This is a genomic window from Tenacibaculum sp. 1_MG-2023 (assembly GCF_030547425.1).
Classification (GTDB): domain Bacteria; phylum Bacteroidota; class Bacteroidia; order Flavobacteriales; family Flavobacteriaceae; genus Polaribacter.
The window spans coordinates 1-17,822 of record NZ_JAUORH010000020.1 but is presented as its reverse complement, the minus strand read 5'-3'; the positions used below and the strand labels follow the sequence as shown (position 1 = coordinate 17,822).

Annotated in this window: 17 protein-coding genes and 1 tRNA gene; 6 read left to right on the top strand and 12 right to left on the bottom strand. The window is 32.4% G+C overall.

Annotated elements, in window-relative coordinates:
* Window positions 1–24 precede the first annotated feature (24 nt).
* The 5 genes from Q4517_RS12710 to Q4517_RS12690 form a co-directional block, all read right to left on the bottom strand.
* Window positions 25–1,098, bottom strand: a complete 1,074-nt coding sequence (locus Q4517_RS12710) for an efflux RND transporter periplasmic adaptor subunit (protein ID WP_303510047.1) — start codon at window positions 1,096–1,098, stop codon at window positions 25–27.
* Window positions 1,099–1,217: 119 nt separating this feature from the next.
* Entirely contained in the window at window positions 1,218–2,528 is a 1,311-nt protein-coding gene (locus Q4517_RS12705; RefSeq protein ID WP_303510045.1) for a TolC family protein, read from the bottom strand.
* Between the two features lie 116 nt (window positions 2,529–2,644).
* Window positions 2,645–3,721: a cytochrome d ubiquinol oxidase subunit II gene (gene cydB / locus Q4517_RS12700; RefSeq protein ID WP_303510043.1), complete on the bottom strand. Its 1,077-nt coding sequence runs from the start codon at window positions 3,719–3,721 to the stop codon at window positions 2,645–2,647.
* Window positions 3,722–3,724: 3 nt separating this feature from the next.
* Window positions 3,725–5,053, bottom strand: a complete 1,329-nt coding sequence (locus tag Q4517_RS12695; RefSeq protein WP_125345565.1) for a cytochrome ubiquinol oxidase subunit I — start codon at window positions 5,051–5,053, stop codon at window positions 3,725–3,727.
* Window positions 5,054–5,327: 274 nt separating this feature from the next.
* A complete protein-coding gene (locus tag Q4517_RS12690; RefSeq protein WP_303510037.1) occupies window positions 5,328–5,960 on the bottom strand; it encodes a Crp/Fnr family transcriptional regulator in 633 nt (210 codons plus the stop codon).
* Window positions 5,961–6,103: 143 nt separating this feature from the next.
* Between Q4517_RS12690 and Q4517_RS12685 the strand changes: the two genes are divergently transcribed.
* Window positions 6,104–6,523, top strand: a complete 420-nt coding sequence (locus tag Q4517_RS12685; protein WP_303510034.1) for a CBS domain-containing protein — start codon at window positions 6,104–6,106, stop codon at window positions 6,521–6,523.
* Window positions 6,524–6,885: 362 nt separating this feature from the next.
* Here the strand turns inward: Q4517_RS12685 and rpe are convergent, their stop codons facing one another.
* Entirely contained in the window at window positions 6,886–7,542 is a 657-nt protein-coding gene (gene rpe / locus Q4517_RS12680; RefSeq protein WP_303510031.1) for a ribulose-phosphate 3-epimerase, read from the bottom strand.
* Window positions 7,543–7,691: 149 nt separating this feature from the next.
* Window positions 7,692–8,555: an RNA polymerase sigma factor RpoD/SigA gene (locus Q4517_RS12675; RefSeq protein ID WP_028891227.1), complete on the bottom strand. Its 864-nt coding sequence runs from the start codon at window positions 8,553–8,555 to the stop codon at window positions 7,692–7,694.
* Window positions 8,556–8,774: 219 nt separating this feature from the next.
* Between Q4517_RS12675 and Q4517_RS12670 the strand changes: the two genes are divergently transcribed.
* The 3 genes from Q4517_RS12670 to Q4517_RS12660 are packed head-to-tail and all read left to right on the top strand — an operon-like array spanning window position 8,775 to window position 10,397.
* On the top strand, window positions 8,775–9,344 hold the full coding sequence (locus Q4517_RS12670) for an RNA polymerase sigma factor (protein ID WP_115901773.1): 570 nt from the start codon (window positions 8,775–8,777) through the stop codon (window positions 9,342–9,344).
* Between the two features lie 6 nt (window positions 9,345–9,350).
* Window positions 9,351–9,536 (top strand): hypothetical protein, encoded by a 186-nt coding sequence (locus tag Q4517_RS12665; RefSeq protein ID WP_115901772.1) that lies wholly within the window; start codon window positions 9,351–9,353, stop codon window positions 9,534–9,536.
* A 42-nt stretch (window positions 9,537–9,578) separates the two neighbouring features.
* On the top strand, window positions 9,579–10,397 hold the full coding sequence (locus Q4517_RS12660; protein WP_303510019.1) for a mechanosensitive ion channel family protein: 819 nt from the start codon (window positions 9,579–9,581) through the stop codon (window positions 10,395–10,397).
* A 296-nt stretch (window positions 10,398–10,693) separates the two neighbouring features.
* Here Q4517_RS12660 and Q4517_RS12655 read toward each other — a convergent pair whose 3' ends face one another.
* From Q4517_RS12655 to Q4517_RS12635, 5 genes are all read right to left on the bottom strand, one after another.
* Complete coding sequence (locus tag Q4517_RS12655; protein ID WP_303510016.1) at window positions 10,694–11,392, bottom strand: porin family protein; 699 nt, start codon at window positions 11,390–11,392, stop codon at window positions 10,694–10,696.
* A 1-nt stretch (window position 11,393) separates the two neighbouring features.
* Entirely contained in the window at window positions 11,394–12,122 is a 729-nt protein-coding gene (ubiE, locus tag Q4517_RS12650; RefSeq protein WP_303510014.1) for a bifunctional demethylmenaquinone methyltransferase/2-methoxy-6-polyprenyl-1,4-benzoquinol methylase UbiE, read from the bottom strand.
* Window positions 12,123–12,146: 24 nt separating this feature from the next.
* Window positions 12,147–13,040, bottom strand: coding sequence for a NifU family protein (locus Q4517_RS12645; protein ID WP_303510012.1), 894 nt, complete (start codon window positions 13,038–13,040; stop codon window positions 12,147–12,149).
* Between the two features lie 99 nt (window positions 13,041–13,139).
* Window positions 13,140–14,534, bottom strand: a complete 1,395-nt coding sequence (locus tag Q4517_RS12640; protein WP_303510009.1) for an OmpP1/FadL family transporter — start codon at window positions 14,532–14,534, stop codon at window positions 13,140–13,142.
* Window positions 14,535–14,582: 48 nt separating this feature from the next.
* On the bottom strand, window positions 14,583–15,869 hold the full coding sequence (locus Q4517_RS12635; protein ID WP_303510006.1) for a hypothetical protein: 1,287 nt from the start codon (window positions 15,867–15,869) through the stop codon (window positions 14,583–14,585).
* A gap of 147 nt (window positions 15,870–16,016) precedes the next feature.
* Here Q4517_RS12635 and proS point away from each other — a divergent pair, with 147 nt between their 5' ends.
* Together proS and Q4517_RS12625 are read left to right on the top strand one after the other, a co-directional pair.
* Window positions 16,017–17,495 carry a proline--tRNA ligase gene (proS, locus tag Q4517_RS12630; RefSeq protein WP_303510003.1) on the top strand — a complete coding sequence of 493 codons (1,479 nt, stop codon included), beginning with the start codon at window positions 16,017–16,019 and terminating at the stop codon, window positions 17,493–17,495.
* Window positions 17,496–17,570: 75 nt separating this feature from the next.
* A tRNA-Glu gene (locus Q4517_RS12625) sits at window positions 17,571–17,642 on the top strand.
* Window positions 17,643–17,822 lie beyond the last annotated feature (180 nt).

Sequence of the window (17,822 nt, the reverse complement as noted above, 5' to 3'; positions counted from 1 at the left end):
GATTGATTTATTTTCAAATTGATTTTATTGAATTGTAATGTTCGCTCCGTTGTAAAGTTTACCTTCAGAAGAAACAATGTAGCTTTCATTGGTTGATAAGCCTGATAAAACTTCTACTTGGTTTCCAAAAGTTCTTCCTAAGCGTAACCAACGCAACACAGCAGTATTACTTTGACTTACCGTATAAATTCCTGATAGTTGTCCTTTGTGTACTAAAGCTTCTGAGGGAATTAAAACCATATCAGTACTTTTTTGTGTTTTTTCAATAGGAAACTGTACCGTTGCAAACATTCCTGATAATAATTTGATATTGGTTTTATCTAGGTTAATTTTAACTAAGTATTGTCCACCAGTATTTTTTGCTGAGGTACTAACTTCCGATACGTTACCTGTAACTGTTTTGTTGATTGATTTGATAGTTACATCAACCTTTGTATCCTTTTTAATTTGAGAAATATCACTTTCTGGTACTAACGCAGTTACTTCAAATCCACCTTTTCCTTCTACAGAAATTAAGGGCATTCCAGGATTCGCCATTGCACCTTTATCAATAAATTTGTTCGTTACTACTCCTGAAAATGGAGCTCTAATATTAGTATAAGCAAACTGAGAGTTGATTTCATTTCTTAGCTGTTTTGCTGCTTCTAAATTCGCTTTGGCAATATTGTAATGAACAGTGATATCGTCAAATTCTTTTTGAGAAGCACTGTTCTGTTCAAATAAGTTTTTAAAACGATTGTAATCTTTTTCAGCACTTGAAAATCCTGCTTTTGCTTTAATAATATTGGCTTCTACTTGTGCTTTTTTGGCTTGTAAATCACTGTTATTGATAGATATTAATAATTGACCTTTATTTACCTTATCACCAACTTTTACATGTATGTTGGTTACATAGCCCATCATACGAGTACTTAATTCAGCACTATTGGTAGCTTCCACTTTTCCGCTTGCTGTTATAAATGGATTGGTATCATTAGCGGTTACTTTAGTAATTTTTACAGCTACCGTTGGTTTGTTGCCATTATTTGTTGTTTCTTTTTTACCACAACTTATTGCTAAGAGTGATGTGGTAAGAGCGATTGTATATATGGTTTTCATTTGTTCGTTTTTACTATTGATTATTTTTTAGTTTACTACCTCAAAGCAAACCTACGAGGTGTCCAAAGGAAATTGATTTAAAAAAATCGACACAAGTGTCGGAGCATTTTAAATCTCACTTAGTGAGTTAAAAAATGTAAATAAGCTTTGGTATAGTTATATTGATATACAGTTTGGTAATATTCTAATTGTTTTTGAGCGTATTGTGTTTCAGCAGTTAATAAATCGGCCGTTTTCTCTAATCCTTCTTTAAATCTGTTTTTTCTGATTCGTAAGGCTTCTTCTGATTGTTTTAAAGCTAATTCGGTTAACTTTAATTGTTCCTTAGCATCGTTTAACAATCGTTTAGTGTTGTTTAACTCTAATTGACTTTTAGATTTGTACTGTTCGTATTCTAATCTTGATTTTTCATACTGAGCTTTACTTTTTTGTGCTTTTCCGTAGCGTTTAGAGCCTTTGAAAATATCCCAAGTTAATTGTGCTCCAACTACATAACCACTTGCATCTGCATTAAAAATTTTATCATCGTATAATTCGTAACTACCAAAAGCATTTAAGCGTGGAAGAAAATCCATTTTATCGGCTTTGTGCATTTTTTGATAAGCCTCAGAAGCTAATTCCATAGCTTTAATATCTGAACGTTTTTCAGAAATAGTAACGTCAGCTAGTTGATTCGTTAAGTGTACTTGCAAACTATCTGAAGGTTCATAAATGTTGTTTTGTGTTTCATTCATTAAAAAAGACAAATAGTTAGAAGCATTTAGTACATTGCTTTTTGCTGTTTGTAACTGGTTTTTTACTTCAGTAACTCTAACTTCAACAGCTAGTACATCTGCACGTTGTAAATATCCCTGCTTAAAGCTGTTTTCTGCCATTTGTTGGTTTGCTTCTGCAGCTTTTAATGCTTTTTCTAATACTGAAACTCCCTTGTGAGCTAATTGCAATTGCATGTATGCTTTTTCTACTTCAAGTAATAAGTATTCTTGAGTACGTTGTGTTTGCAAGTTGGTTGCTTCCATTTTAGTTTTAGCAGCCTTACGTTGGTAAATACCGTCTAAATTCACTAAAGGTTGTTGTACTTCAATTTTAGTAGCGAAGTTTTGTGTTCGTTTCGGGTTATTTAATAAATCAGGATTGAAATCTGCCTGTGTTAAAATTTCCTGATTCAACTTACTACCAAATGTCATTAGCGGATTCGTAGTTATAATTCCTGTATGAGAAGCAGTAATATTTGGCAAGAACACAGCGTTGGTTTGCTTGTAATCGGCACGTGCTTGCTGATAGTTTTGTTCAGCTATTTTTAAAGAGGTATTATTTTCCTGAACTCTTTTCAAAACCTCACTTTTGGAAATGGAAGTTTTAGTTTGAGCTAGGGTAGTAGCAGTTATAAAAAGTGCTAGCGTAAATAAACGAATATATGATGTTTCCATTTTTACTGTTTTATAACAGCAAATTTAGTGGGAACATATACGGTAGTCAGTAACTTTAGTTACAGAGTCGTATGGTTTTAAAAGGTATGCCTTAAGTAAGCTTATGTTAAAATAGGCTAATGTTCGCCATAGTCTACATCATCCATTTTTCCTTTAAAAACTTTATACTGAATAACAAAATAAACAACTACTAGTATCGCAGCTATAAAAAACCAATTTAAACCTACAGACAAACCATACTCGTTAGCAGCTACATTGTAAATTGTTAAATCAGGATTGATGCTATTGGTTGAAGGTAAAACTTTAGGGAAAATTGATGCTACTGTAGTTGCTAAACCTCCCAATAAAAACAAAGAAGAATATAAAAATCCAGTGATGTGTTTTGTGTACTTTTTTACGTTGAATAAACCAAATAACCCTACAAAAGTTAGTAGAGGGAAAATCAATAGAAAAGGGTGCTCTATGAAATTATGAAATGGTTTAGGTTCTATAACATGCCAAGCGATTAATGAAATAATTACTAAGCCTAATAAAACAAAAGAAAGAGCAAAAATAACTTTCTTTAGCTGGTTGTTAATACTAGCATTGGTTTTGAAAATAACCCAATTGGCACCATGGATAGTTAGTGATACCACTGCAATAATTCCCAGAAGTAAAGTAAACCAGTCTATAACACCAAGTGTTTCAGAATGAGGAGAGAATTCAGAATTCCATAAAGGGAGGAAAAAGTAATGTGCCTCATGAGTAGAAACACCATTTACAACGTTACCTAGATTAACACCACGTACAACATTTCCTAGTGCCACTCCAAAAAATAAGGCGAGAAGTAGACTGGCAATTCCAAAAGCTTTGTCCCAAATGCTTTCCCATATTCTATTGTGTATTTGTCCGCGTAACTCTAAACCAATAGCTCTAAAAATTAGTAGCCATAAAACCATCATTAAAGGAAGATAAAAACCACTAAATGAAGAAGCATATAAAGTAGGGAAAGCAAAAAAGAGGACACCTCCCGCAGCGATTAACCATACTTCGTTCGCATCCCAAAAAGGACCTATTGCTTTTACGACTTTCTTTTTATCTTCTTCTTTTTTAGCAAAGAATAAGTGAATAATTCCTGCTCCAAAATCATAACCATCTAAAATAACATAAATGGCCAACATCGTAACTAATACTATATACCAAAAAAGTTCCATAATTTAATGTGTTGTTTGAGGTCCTTTGTTAATGATTTTTCCTACTAAAATTAGAAATAACATTCCTAATAGTAGATATAATCCGATAAATCCTAAAAGAGTAAATAAAGTGTTTCCTGAGGATACTGTAGGAGATGCTCCAGCAGACGTTCGTAGTAAATTATAAACTAACCAAGGTTGACGGCCAAGTTCAGCAGTATACCAACCAGTAGTGTTGGCAATATATGGGAATGGAATCATGAAGAGTAAAGACCATAAAATCCATTTTGTTTGATATAATTTTTTTCTGAATAATTGTACAATGCTAGCTAACATTAATGCAATAAAAATAGTTCCTAAACCTACCATTATATGATATGCATAATACAAACCCGGTATGTTTGTTGGGTAGTTTTTTTCATCAAACTCATTGAGTCCTTTAATCTCTGCATTCCATTCTTGATAGGTTAAAAAGCTCAGGATGTTAGGCACGGCTATTTTATTATCTAATTTTTTTTCCAGCATATTTGGTTGTCCAATTAGCACTATTTCAGAGCCTCCTTTTTCTGTTTCAAATATTCCTTCCATAGCGGCAAAGGTTATAGGTTGATATTTGACAACATTTTTAGCGGCTAAATCACCTGTAGGAAAAGCAACCAGAATAGATGCTATAACTCCAAAAATAACTCCAGTTTTTAAAAATAATTTTCCAAATTCAACATGCTTTTTATTTAAAAGATAAAGAGCTCCAATACCAGCTACTACGAAAGAACTTGTTACCAAGGAAGCAGCCTGATTGTGCAAATAAGAAGGCCATAACCATGGGTTTGAGAATAAGGCTGAAAAGTTATTTAATACAAACTTACCGTTGGCCAGTATTTCATATCCTACAGGGTTTTGCATCCAAGAATGTGTAGCTATAATTAGAAAACCACTTGCCCAAGAGCCTAAAAAGACAAGGAATCCAGTTAAAAAGTGAAGTTTGTGTCCTAGTTTTTTCTCTCCAAATAAAAATAGCCCTAAAAAGGAAGATTCTAAGAAGAAAGAAAACATTCCTTCCATGGCTAATGTTTGACCTATAATACCACCAGTAAGTTCAGAGAATTTTGCCCAATTAGTTCCAAATTGAAATTCCATAGGGATTCCAGTGACAACTCCCATAGCAAAGTTTAATGCAAATATTTTCATCCAAAATTTAGCAGCATCGTTGTATTTTTCAATTTTAGTCCTTAAAAATTTCCATTTGAAGAAAACGATCATGAGTGATAGTCCCATGGTTAATTGCGGAAATAAGTAGTGAAAGGTAATGGTAAAAGCAAATTGCATTCTATCATAAAAGAGCATGTCTTCCATTTTGAAGATAGTTTATGAGATTATTAAATAAGAACGTTTTTTGTAGTAGATAAAGTGTTATAAAAATAACGATATTATTTCATATAACCGTTAATAATAGTACCCAAATCGTTTTATATAACATTCCCGATTGTTGCCATAATAGCTTATTTTCTTTAAAAAAGTATAAAAATGGGAACTCCTTTGTTTATTTTAGAAAATTTACTCATCGTTTTAATATTTACCATAAAGGTAGAACGATCCTCTTAAAAAAAATGTAACTTAAGTTACAAGATTAAAGTTCTAACACTTTAACTTGATTTCTATTTAGTTCTATTTTATCTTGCTTTTCTAAGGCTTTTAAAAGTCTTGAAATAACTACTCTAGAAGTGTGTAAATCGTTAGCTATTTGTTGGTGTGTTACGCTAATTGTTTCATTTTGATTTACTAAGGCTTTGTCTTTTAGGTATTTTAATAAACGTTCATCCATGTTTAAAAAAGCAATAGTGTCAATAGCATCAATGAACTCTTGTAATCTACTATGGTAGCTATGCAAAATAAATTCTTGCCAGTTTTTATACTTGCTTAGCCATTCACTCATTTTTTGTTTAGGAATCATCAATAGTTTTACATCGGTTTCAGCCACAGCTTTGATTTTACTTTTAGTTTGCCCCATACAGCACGAAAGGGTCATGGCGCAAGTGTCTCCCTTTTCTATATAGTATAAAACTAAGTCGTCTCCTTCTTTATCCTCACGTAAAATTTTTATGGCACCACTTAATAACAGAGGGATAGAAGTAATGTAACTGCCAATATCAATAATAACTTCATTAGCTTTTACTTCTTTAGCTATAGCAACATCAGCTATTTCTTTTAATAATGCTTCCTCAAATAAATAACCGTAGTATTTCTGTAAATCTTCTATCAAGATAAAATGTTTTTGTAAAAATAGTTAAATAATTACATTTTTAGATAGAAATAAAATAGATGAAAATCTATGATTTTAATCAGGTTTATACTTGTTTTTATTACTGAAATTTGAAGTAAATAATAACATAAAACCTTACAAAGATGAAAAAAAGAATACCAGTTTCAGTTATAATGACTAAAGATGTAATTACATTAAGTAGTACTGATGATTTAATGACGGCAGAGAAAATATTTAAAAAAGAACATATACGACACATTCCAGTAGTTAGTGGAAATGAAATAAAAGGAATGTTAAGTTATACAGACTTATTACGAATAAGTTTTGCAGATGCAGTTGATGGAAATGAAACCGACGTTGATACTGTAGTGTATAACATGTTTACAATAGACCAAGTAATGGCAAAAAACCTGGAAACTGTAAATTCTAGTACTACAATTAAAGAAGTTGCAGAGATTTTAGCAAAAAAAGAGTTTCATGCTTTGCCAGTTGTTGATAATAATGAATTAGTAGGGATTGTAACTACCACTGATTTAGTTTATTACCTATTAGAGCAGTTTTAGCTTTGGTAGAAGGAGATTAGTAAGGTTAAAATTATGGATAAACCTTACTTTTATTACGGTTTTTTATGAGTTAAATCCTGATTAAGGTCTTGTTTTTTGAGAAGATTAAAACATTTTGTTGTGTTGAAAAATATTACAAATTTAGGTTTGATTCTAAATAAGTCAGAGCAAAAATCCATTCAAGGTGGATGGACTTACGTAATGTGTACTAGATGTGAACCTCTTCCTTCAGGTTATATTTGTATGAATGAGATTTTTTGCGAGCCTAATTAAAAAAGTAAAAAGCTATATAATTTATGTTATATAGCTTTTTTAGTTAAAAAATAGTGTAGTTTAGACACGATTGTTTTTTAAAAGTAGTCTTAATTTATAATAGCTTTTAAATTTTCAATTGTTTCGGTAGGGTTATCACTTTTGAAAACAAAACTACCAGCAACTAACACATCAGCACCAACTTCTACAAGTTTATTAGCGTTTTGGTCAGTTACACCACCGTCAATTTCAATTAGAGTAGAAGATTCACTAAATTGAATTAAGTTTTTTAACTGTTGAATTTTTTTGTAAGTATTTTCAATGAATGATTGTCCTCCAAATCCTGGGTTTACACTCATAATACAAACTAAATCTAAATCTTTAATAATATCTTCTAAAACTGCGATAGGTGTATGTGGGTTTAAAGCAACCCCAGCTTTCATGCCAGCTGCTTTTATTGCCTGAATAGTTCTGTGTAAGTGTGTACAAGTTTCATAGTGTACCGTTAAAATGTCGGCACCCAAATCTGCAAAAGTCTGAATGTAGCGATCAGGATCTACAATCATTAAATGTACATCAATTGTTTTAGTAGCGTGTTTTGTAATTGACTTTAAAACGGGCATTCCAAAAGAAATATTTGGAACAAAAACACCGTCCATAATGTCAATATGAAACCAATCTGCTTTACTATTATTAACCATTTCAACATCACGTTGTAGGTTTCCAAAATCAGCCGCTAAAATTGATGGGGCTACAAGTTTTTCCATTAATATATAAGTTGTTGTGTTGTTATTATGTGCAAATATAGTTAAAACTAAGGGCATTAAAATCAAAAAGAAAGCTCTCATATTTGAGAGCTTTCATTCATTAATCAAAAACTAATAGTTACGATAACTATTTGTTGTTGTTTATATTATTAGCCTAAGTAGGTCATTAAAATCTTACTACGTGATGTGTGTTTTAATCTTCTGATAGCTTTTTCTTTAATTTGACGTACACGTTCACGAGTTAAATCAAATGTTTCACCAATTTCCTCTAAAGTCATTGGTTGGTGCTCTCCTAAACCAAAGTATAATTTTACTACATCAGCCTCACGAGGTGTTAACGTTTCTAACGCACGATTAATCTCAATACGTAAAGATTCGTGTAGTAAAGTTTTATCAGGATTTGGTGATTCACCCGAGTTTAATACGTCATATAAGTTAGAATCTTCGCCCTCTATTAAAGGGGCATCCATTGATACGTGACGACCTGAGTTTTTCATTGACTCTTTAACATCATTAACAGTCATGTCTAATTTCTTAGCAATTTCCTCAGCACTTGGTGGGCGCTCGTTTTCTTGCTCTAAGAAAGCATACATCTTATTAATTTTGTTTATGGAACCAATTTTGTTTAATGGTAAACGTACAATACGAGATTGCTCAGCTAAAGCTTGTAAGATAGATTGACGAATCCACCATACTGCGTATGATATAAATTTAAATCCACGAGTTTCATCAAAACGTTTCGCAGCTTTAATTAATCCTAAGTTACCTTCGTTAATTAAATCAGGTAATGTTAATCCTTGGTTTTGGTATTGTTTTGCAACTGATACAACAAAACGTAAGTTAGCCTTGGTTAGTTTTTCAAGGGCTCTTTGGTCACCAGCTTTAATTCTTTGTGCTAATTCAACTTCTTCATCAGCAGTAATTAAATCTACCTTTCCTATTTCTTGCAAATATTTATCTAAAGACGCGGTTTCTCTGTTGGTAACCTGTTTTGTAATTTTAAGTTGTCTCATCTACTTCAAGTGTATTTTTAATTTATCAATCAGTCTACATTATCTTATACGTATGCAATTAAAATAATGTTACAAAGTTTTTTGTATTTCTTGAAAAATTTCGTCTCTTTGTTAAAGAAATGTTAAAATCTGTTGTTTGAGCAATAATTGAGTGACCATCTGGTAGAGTAGGTGTCTAAATTAATGTGTAACTAAGAAGGAAACTAACTGTACTGCCCCTTGGAGAGTATTGATGTAAAAAAAATAAGCGACGAAGATTTAGTTCGTAAAATAGTAGAGAAAAATGATACTCATTTGTTTGCTGTTTTATACGATCGTTACGCTGGTGTGGTGTATAATAAGTGCTATGGGTTTTCCAAAAGTAAAGAAGAGGCTCAAGATTTAACACATGATGTATTTATTCGTTTATTTGTTAAATTGAGAACTTTTAAAGGAAAATCTAAGTTTTCTACTTGGTTATATTCTTTTACTTACAATTTTTGTGTTAATTATGTACAGAGAAATAAAGAGAAGAAAAAAGAAAGAGTAACGGTAGTAACAGATGAAATAAGAGAGGAAAGTAATATTGATGATATAGATGACGCTACACTGTTCGAGTTAAAGTCAGATAAATTAGCTAAAGCACTAGAAATGATTTCTCCTTTAGAGAAAATGATTTTATTAATGAAGTATCAAGATGAAATGAGTATTAAAGATATTTCAATAGGATTAGATTTAGGGGAAAGCGCAGTAAAAATGCGATTAAAAAGAGCTAAAGCGAAAGTGGTGAAAGCGTATAACGAATTGTAATAAATTATGGATAATCCATTTAAAAAAATATTACATAACGAAGAATTGCCAGAAGTACTAAAAGATAAGGTGCTTAATGATGTGGCAATGATAAAGCTATCAATAGATATGGCTGATTTATTCGTGGTTAAATACCCCAGTGCAATTGTTGATTTAATTGGGGGTACAGAACCAAACGGAAAAAAGAAGTGAAGTAATCCAGACTAACCAAATATACCACTATACATAAAAGTTATGAGTTTTTTAAAGATAGATTTTTTAACCCCTTTTAAGAATATTTTTCAAGATATAGTAGATTCACTACCAACAGTAGCGGGTTTTTTAGCTTTTGTAATCCTCTCTTGGCTTATTATAAAGGTCTTTTTATACCTTGTTAGAAAAGCATTAGCAAAAACAAAAATAGATGAATGGTCAAAGAAACTTAGACAGACAGAAATTTTTGGAAGTAGTACGATAAACATCGTGCTTACCAATGTTATCTTGGCTGTGCTAAAGTGGTTTTTGATTTTTGTTTTTGTAATGGTCGGTGCCGAAATGTTTGGTTTAACTGTAGTATCCGATGGAATTAGAAGTTTTTTTGCGTATTTACCAAACCTATTAACAGCGGTAGGTATTTTTGTAGGTGGAACTTACTTAGGAACTATGGTGAAAAAAGCTATTCAATCCATGTTTAAATCTATTGAAGTTTCTGGAGGAAACCTAGTAGGCAATATTGCTTTTTATCTTATTGTTGTATTTTTATCTATAACAGCACTAGATCAAGCAGGAGTAGATACATCAGTAATTAAAAGTAATTTAACTCTTTTAATAGGGTCTGTGCTATTAGCTTTTACCTTAGCTTTTGGGTTTGGTGCAAGAGATGCTGTTTCAAGATTACTTTTTGGTTATTATTCTAGAAAAAATATTTCAATAGGAGAAAAAGTTATAATTAATGATATAGAGGGAGTTGTTGTAGCTATAGATAATATATGTATTACAATAAATACAGAAGCAGGAAAGGTTATTTTACCTATTAAAGATGTGGTTAACAATAAAATAGTTGTAAAAAAGTGATGAGATTAACATTTTTTTATATCTTTGAAAACGCTAAAAACAATGTTTTTAACAGTACGATAGATTTCGGGGGACTTCTATCCAACTAATAAAGAGTAATCTTTATGAAACAAGACCGCATTTTGCGGTCTTTTTTTGTGAGTTTTTTTTAAAAAAAATGTGACCTTAAAAAATAAAGTGTGTCTAATAGGTATAGAGTAATAAGATTTCGGGGGACTTCATATTATTTTTAAATGTAAAAAGGCTTTCTAAATTTAGAAAGCCTTTTTTTATTGTATGTGTTTTAGATAAAAATATTACTCAAAAGCTAAATGTAAAAACACTCCTCTAGTTCCTAGGAAATTAATAGGATCCGTCCATTGAGAAGAAGGTTTGTTGTCATATTTAACTTCATTGTTAATAGCAAAAACACCTCTTATTGAAGGAGAAAACTTAAAATAACTTAAATAAAAATCTACACCAATGCCAACTTCATACATAAAATTATTTGTTGTAGTCCTGAACTCACCAGCAAAGTTGTCATCACTATTTCTCTCATTGCTTGAAAAGTTATGGTCGTATGAAAGCCCTCCAATAACATAAGGTCTCATGTTATTAAGTCTGTTTGTGCTTAATTTTAAAAGGAGAGGTAAATGTAGGTAAGTGGCGCCTACTTCACGAGTGTTTATGTTATCTGCACCAGGAATATGTTTAAAACGCAATGTTTTCGTGTTAGACATTAATCCAGGTTCAAAACGAAGGTTAATGTTGTTATGTAGTCTTAAATCGGCAATTAAACCTACATTAAAACCAATAGATGACTCAATTTCAATTTCGGCATCGTCAAAATCACTAGGAGCATAGGAAATTTTGTAACCATTATTATTTGCACCTAGGTAGAAACCATAATGAAAAAGAGGTTTATCAAAACTAGGAAGTTTTAATATTTTTTCTCTTTGAGCTTGTGATGATAATGACACTACTAAAATTCCGAAAAGTAAAAGCTTTTTTAACATACTATTTTAAAGCGGTATAAATTGATGCAACACCAAATGTTACAGGTATATTCTTTGCATTCTTAAACCCGTTTTTTTGTAAAATATTGTTGAAAGCCTTTCCAAAAGGAAAAGTATTTGCTGTTTCTGATAAATATGAGTATGCAACTTTATCTTTTGAAAAGAGTTTACCAATAATAGGTAAAATATAATTGGTATACAATTTATATCCTTGCTTAAAAGGAAATTTGGTTGGGTTAGAGGTTTCTAATACCACAAATTTACCTCCAGGTTTTAATACCCGTAATATTTCGATTAAACCTTTGTCTAAGTTTTCAAAGTTTCTAACTCCAAAAGAAACAGTAATTGCGTCAAAAGTATTATCAGGAAAAGGGATGCTTTCACTATCACCAACAATCATCTTAATTTTATTTGATAAGTTAGCTTTAGCTATTTTTTGTCTTCCTACTTGCAGCATTCCTTCAGAAATATCTAAGCCTACAATCTTTTCAGGGTTTAATTCAGACATCATCAAAGCTAAATCACCTGTACCAGTTGCTATATCTAAAATTTGTTGCGGATTATTTTCTCCTACTAATTTTACTACTTTTTTACGCCAACTAACATCAATTCCTAAAGAAATAACACGGTTTAATCCGTCGTAATCTTCAGAAATATTGTCAAACATTTGAGCAACTTGCTCTTTCTTTCCTAATTCAGAATTTTTATATGGTTTGATCTTTTCAGACATGTGTTTTATTTGGTTTACGGTTAACTACCCGTTAATAGCAACGACTTCATTAATTTGGTTAGGTAACATTTCTTTAAGCATGGTTTCAATACCATTTTTTAATGTTACTGTTGATGATGGACAACCACTACAAGCCCCTTGTAAAACAACACTTACTCTTTTGTTGTCGGCATCGTATGATTGAAATGCGATATTACCACCATCAGAAGCTACTGCAGGCTTTATATACTCATCTAAAATATCAACAATTTTAGCTTCAGTATCGGTTAAACTCTCTTTAGGAACTTCAACGTTTTGCGTAGTTTGTTGTTTAGGTAGTTCAGTAATGATTTTTTTACCTTCTTGTATATAGCTGCGAATAAAGGTACGTACTTCTTGGTACACTTCATTCCAATCAATCATGTCATACTTTGTGATTGATATGTAGTTTTCAGAAATGAAAATTTCTTTTACAAAAGGAAAGCTAAATAATGCTTGTGCTAAAGGAGAAGATTTGCTTGCTTCTTCAATGTTTTTGAATTCAACATCAGTTTGTGTTAAAGCTTTGTTGGTTCCAAATTTCATTACTGCTGGGTTTGGAGTAACCTCTGCATATACTTCAACAGCATCTTTCTTAGTAGTTTCTTCTTTTACTACAGAACTACCACTTTGTATATAAGCTTCTATTTGCTCGCGAACCTCTTCTTCAACATCGCTCCACTCAACAATATCATATCGTTGAATAGCAATGAAGTTAGCTGTAACTAATACTTTTTTCACAAAAGGAAGATGAAATAGCTGTTGTGCTAACGGAGAGTTTTTAGCCTCGTCTATATTATTGTATTCATAACTACCACCATTGACTAAAATTTTGTTACTAACAAACTTTAGAATGGTTTCGTTATTGGTTTCTTGTATGTTTATTTTTGTTGAACTCATAAGTTGTAAATAAGAAGCAAAATTACGGTAAAAAACTGAGAAATGGATATATAAAAAGTCCTGCATATAGCAGGACTCTTCTTCTATGTTTTTTATGAATTATAAACTGAAAGTAATTGTTCCAGAAATTCGTGATGTATCAGTTGTTAGTTCGATAGGATTCACATCAACAGCTGGTGAGTTGTATATATGATACGGACTGTTGTTTTCTGAATTAGTGTAAGATAAATCAAATTTAATGTTTCCAAAGTTATAACCAAGTCCTAATGAAAATCCAGAAATGTTATCATCGTCTAAAGCATTTTTATAAGGACTTTGCTCATAATGATAACCACCACGAACACTCATTTTGTCAAAACGCCACTCAGTACCAATATTTAAGGAGTGGGTACCTTTAAAGTCATTATCAAAGTTTTGATTAGTTTCTGTAAAAAAAGGATCGTTTTCTCTATATTTTGTACCACTGTAGTCTTTGTATGTATAATCAGCACTTATTAAACCTTGTTTGCCAAAAACAAATGCTGTACTAGCTGTAAGTTTACTTGGAGTTCGTAGTCTGAAAATGTTTGAGTTAAATTCTTCACCGCTATCTACATCAGTGTTTTGGTTTGTTGCTGAAATTTCTGTATAGCCTACCCAGTCATCATATCTAGAATCATTTGGGTCGAAAACATTCAAATTACTATCTTCAAAAACTTCGTTGTACCATGTAGGTGTTTCATAAGCTAATCCGAAACGGAAGCTTTGATTTACTTTGTATATAAAACCAGCACTAAAAGAAATTCCGCTACCTTCAAAGTAACTATCTTGAATGTTAAGAGCTGTTAAGGTGTTCCCATTATCATCCTCATTAACCTCTCTTAATTCGGTAACTTGACCAAAGCTAAAGTTATGAAACTTTATACTAGCTCCTGCATATAATTTGTTTAGATGTACAGCAGAGAATCCCATTTCAAAAATGCTACTCTCTCCATAGGTAGAATTAAAAAAACGTTGCTCTTGTCCATTGTCGTACTGATTTGTAATATCATCAGGGTGTTCATTGAATAATGCTTGACCACTATTACCTTGTGTAGAGAATAAACCTTCAAAATCACTTTTTAATCTATAATTAAAAGTTAAAGCAAAACGGTTCCAATCAGAGTTATGAGCAGAGTCGAAAGATAAAATACCACCAGCTTGGGTAATATTAAAAAAATCATCCTCGGTTTCTACCGTATTTCCGTAATATTTAGCCGAATAGGTGGTGTTTCTGTTACCTAGGGTTACTCCAAAAGTACTCTTAATAGCAACGGCACTACCAGCTGGGTTAATTCCAAAAGAAGATATGTCTCCACCTAATGCTCCAAAGGCTCCACTCATTGCTTCAAAACGAGCAGTTCCGTAATTATCGTCTTTTGAAAATAAAATTCCTAAATCATTGTAGCCTAGTGATTGTGAATAGGCAGTATATGTACTGGCGATAATTATCGCGAAGGTTAAAATTTTTTTCATTTTTTTCATTAATTCGTTAAAAACTTATCTTGAAATCTGACAGTAAGATTATCTTTTAGAACTTCTTGATGAGCTTCTGCTACTTCCTCTTGAGTTACTTCTTGCAGAAGAATTACTTCTAGTGCTTCTTGATGGAGCTGAATAGCTACGAGAGCTTCTAGAAGGTTTAGAGTAACTTCTAGATTTTCTTGAATTATTGCTTTTGTGAGAAGCATAGTTTTTTCTGCTATTTTTGGTTGACTTTGAATAGCTTCTTGGGGAAGTCGATTTTCTAACAGATCTATTAGAGTTTTGATTTCTTTTAGTATAACTTCTAGAATTCCTTACAGATGTTGATCGACGAGCACCACTATTACTGGAAGCTCTAGAGTTTCCTCTTGAGCTTCTTGTAGAACGTGGTGTGCCTTTGTAGCTACGAGTAGATCTGCTATTACCATTAGAGTTGTACCTTCTTGTTCTAGTTGATCGTTTGATGCTTCTATTGTTAGAACTGTTTCCTCTTCTTGTATTATAGCTTCGCGTATTTCTTGTAGAGCGAGTGTTATTGCGGTAGGTTCTACCATTACTTCTTCTGTAAACATTAGAAGAACGTCTTGAAGTTGTAGTTCCTCTACGACCAGAAGTGTAACCTCTTCTAGAGGTTGTTGCAGTTCTGTGCCCTCTGTAATAGTTAGCGCCTCTATAAGGATGTTTATAATAACGATTGTTATAGTATCTATATGGTCTATAATGGTTGTACCTGTAATAAGGAGAGTTCCAGTAAGAGTTATAATAAATCCCACCTAAACCAACATAAAGACCAGAGTTCCAATGGTAAGGGTGCCAGTAAGAGTTATATCCCCAACCGCCATAGTAGCGAGACCTCCACCAAGGTCTATGATAATTGTATCCATAGCCATAATCCCAATCGTTGTAATAACCCCATCTTGGATAAGTATTGATATTTATAACCACATCATTATTATCAGAATAACCCCAAGGTTCATTTCCATTATATGTAATTCTTGTTTCAGGCTCTTCTTCATAAATAATATCTTCATCATCATAAGAGTCCACACTTTCAGACTTATAATTTTCTATATCAGTGAAAATGTCGGTACCATTTAAAGCATCTAAACGTTCTACTTCTTTGGTGAAATAATTTTCTTGATATATGTCATAAGCACGATCATCGGTAACAATCACTCTACGTTGAGGTTGCTCTATCTCATCAGCATAAATACCATCATCACTACCAGTAACCGTTTGTGCAGAACCACAAGATATAAATGTAGCTGCCATTAAAAATGATAGGATATAAAAAGGGAGTTTGGTTTTGGTGTAATATAGCTTCATGACTTCTTTTATTTTAGGTTAAAGCAAATTGTTTTTTTATGAGTTGCAAAAAATTAGTTCTTTGTTGGGCTTGTTACCTTTTTAATGTAGTTTTGCAGACACAATTTACGCATAAAAAATAACAATATTTATGCCAAACTTTTGAATATGAGCAAACATTTAACAAAAAGAGCCGAAGATTACTCGAAATGGTATAACGAATTGATTGTAAAAGCCGATTTAGCTGAAAACTCAGCAGTAAGAGGTTGTATGGTAATTAAGCCCTACGGATTTGCAATTTGGGAAAACATGCAGAAAGAATTAGATAGAATGTTTAAAGAAACAGGACATCAAAATGCTTATTTTCCCCTTTTTGTGCCTAAAAGTTTGTTTGAAGCAGAAGAAAAAAATGCAGAAGGTTTTGCAAAGGAATGTGCGGTAGTTACGCATTATCGTTTACAAAATGACCCAGATAATGAAGGTAAATTACGTGTAGATCCTGAAGCTAAATTAGAAGAAGAATTGGTAGTTCGTCCTACTTCTGAAGCAATTATTTGGAATACTTATAAAGGTTGGATTCAATCGCATAGAGATTTACCTTTGTTAGTTAATCAATGGGCAAATGTTGTACGATGGGAAATGCGTACGCGTTTGTTTTTACGTACTGCAGAATTTTTATGGCAAGAAGGTCATACAGCACATGCAACAAAGGCAGAAGCAATAGCTGAAGCAAAGCAAATGCAAGAGGTGTATGCAACTTTTGCTGAGGAGTTTATGGCAATGCCAGTTGTTAAAGGAATAAAAAGTGAAAGCGAGCGTTTTGCAGGAGCAGACGATACCTTAACAATAGAAGCATTAATGCAGGATGGTAAAGCATTACAAGCTGGAACTTCACACTTCTTAGGGCAAAATTTCGCAAAGGCTTTTGATGTTAAGTATACATCTAAAGAAGGAAAGCAAGAATATGTATGGGCCACTTCTTGGGGGGTGTCAACACGTTTAATAGGTGGACTGATAATGACACACTCTGATGATGCAGGTTTAGTATTACCTCCAAAATTAGCACCAATTCAAGTTGTAATTGTGCCTATATACAAAGGGGAAGAGCAACTAAATGCTATTTCTGAGAAAGTTGAAGTAATTGTAAAAGAATTACGTATTAAAGGAATTTCTGTAAAGTTTGATGATAGAGATACTTACAGGCCAGGAGCAAAATTTGCTGAATATGAATTAAAAGGAGTTCCTGTACGAATTGCAATGGGAAAACGTGACTTACAAAATGGTACTGTTGAGGTTGCACGTCGTGATACTTTTGAAAAGCAGACTATTTCTAGAGATGAGGTGATAGATGTTGTAACAAATTTATTAGAAGAGATTCAAGAAACCCTTTTTAATAAAGCACTAATGTTCAGAGATGAGCATATCACTGAAGTGAACTCTTTTGATGAGTTTACAGAAGTGATTGAAAACAAAGGTGGATTTGTTTCTGCTCATTGGGATGGTACTATTGAAACTGAAGACAAGATTAAAGAATTAACAAAGGCTACCATAAGATGTATTCCTAATGATACAAAAGAAGAGGAAGGGGTATGTGTGTTAACAGGAAAACCTTCAGCAAAAAGAGTGCTTTTTGCAAAAGCATATTAAAAAAATAAAAAAAAGCTTTGCGCAATAAAAAACAGTTTTTATATTTGCACCCGCAATCGTAAAAAAGATTGTTTTGGTCCGTTCGTCTAGGGGTTAGGACGCCAGGTTTTCATCCTGGTAACACGGGTTCGATTCCCGTACGGACTACAAGTTCTTTTGTTTCTTTTTAGTGTGAAAATAAAAGAAATAAAAAAATAATTTTTATTGCAAATAACAAAAAGAATTGTATATTTGCACCCGCAATCAGAATGATTGTTTTGGTCCGTTCGTCTAGGGGTTAGGACGCCAGGTTTTCATCCTGGTAACACGGGTTCGATTCCCGTACGG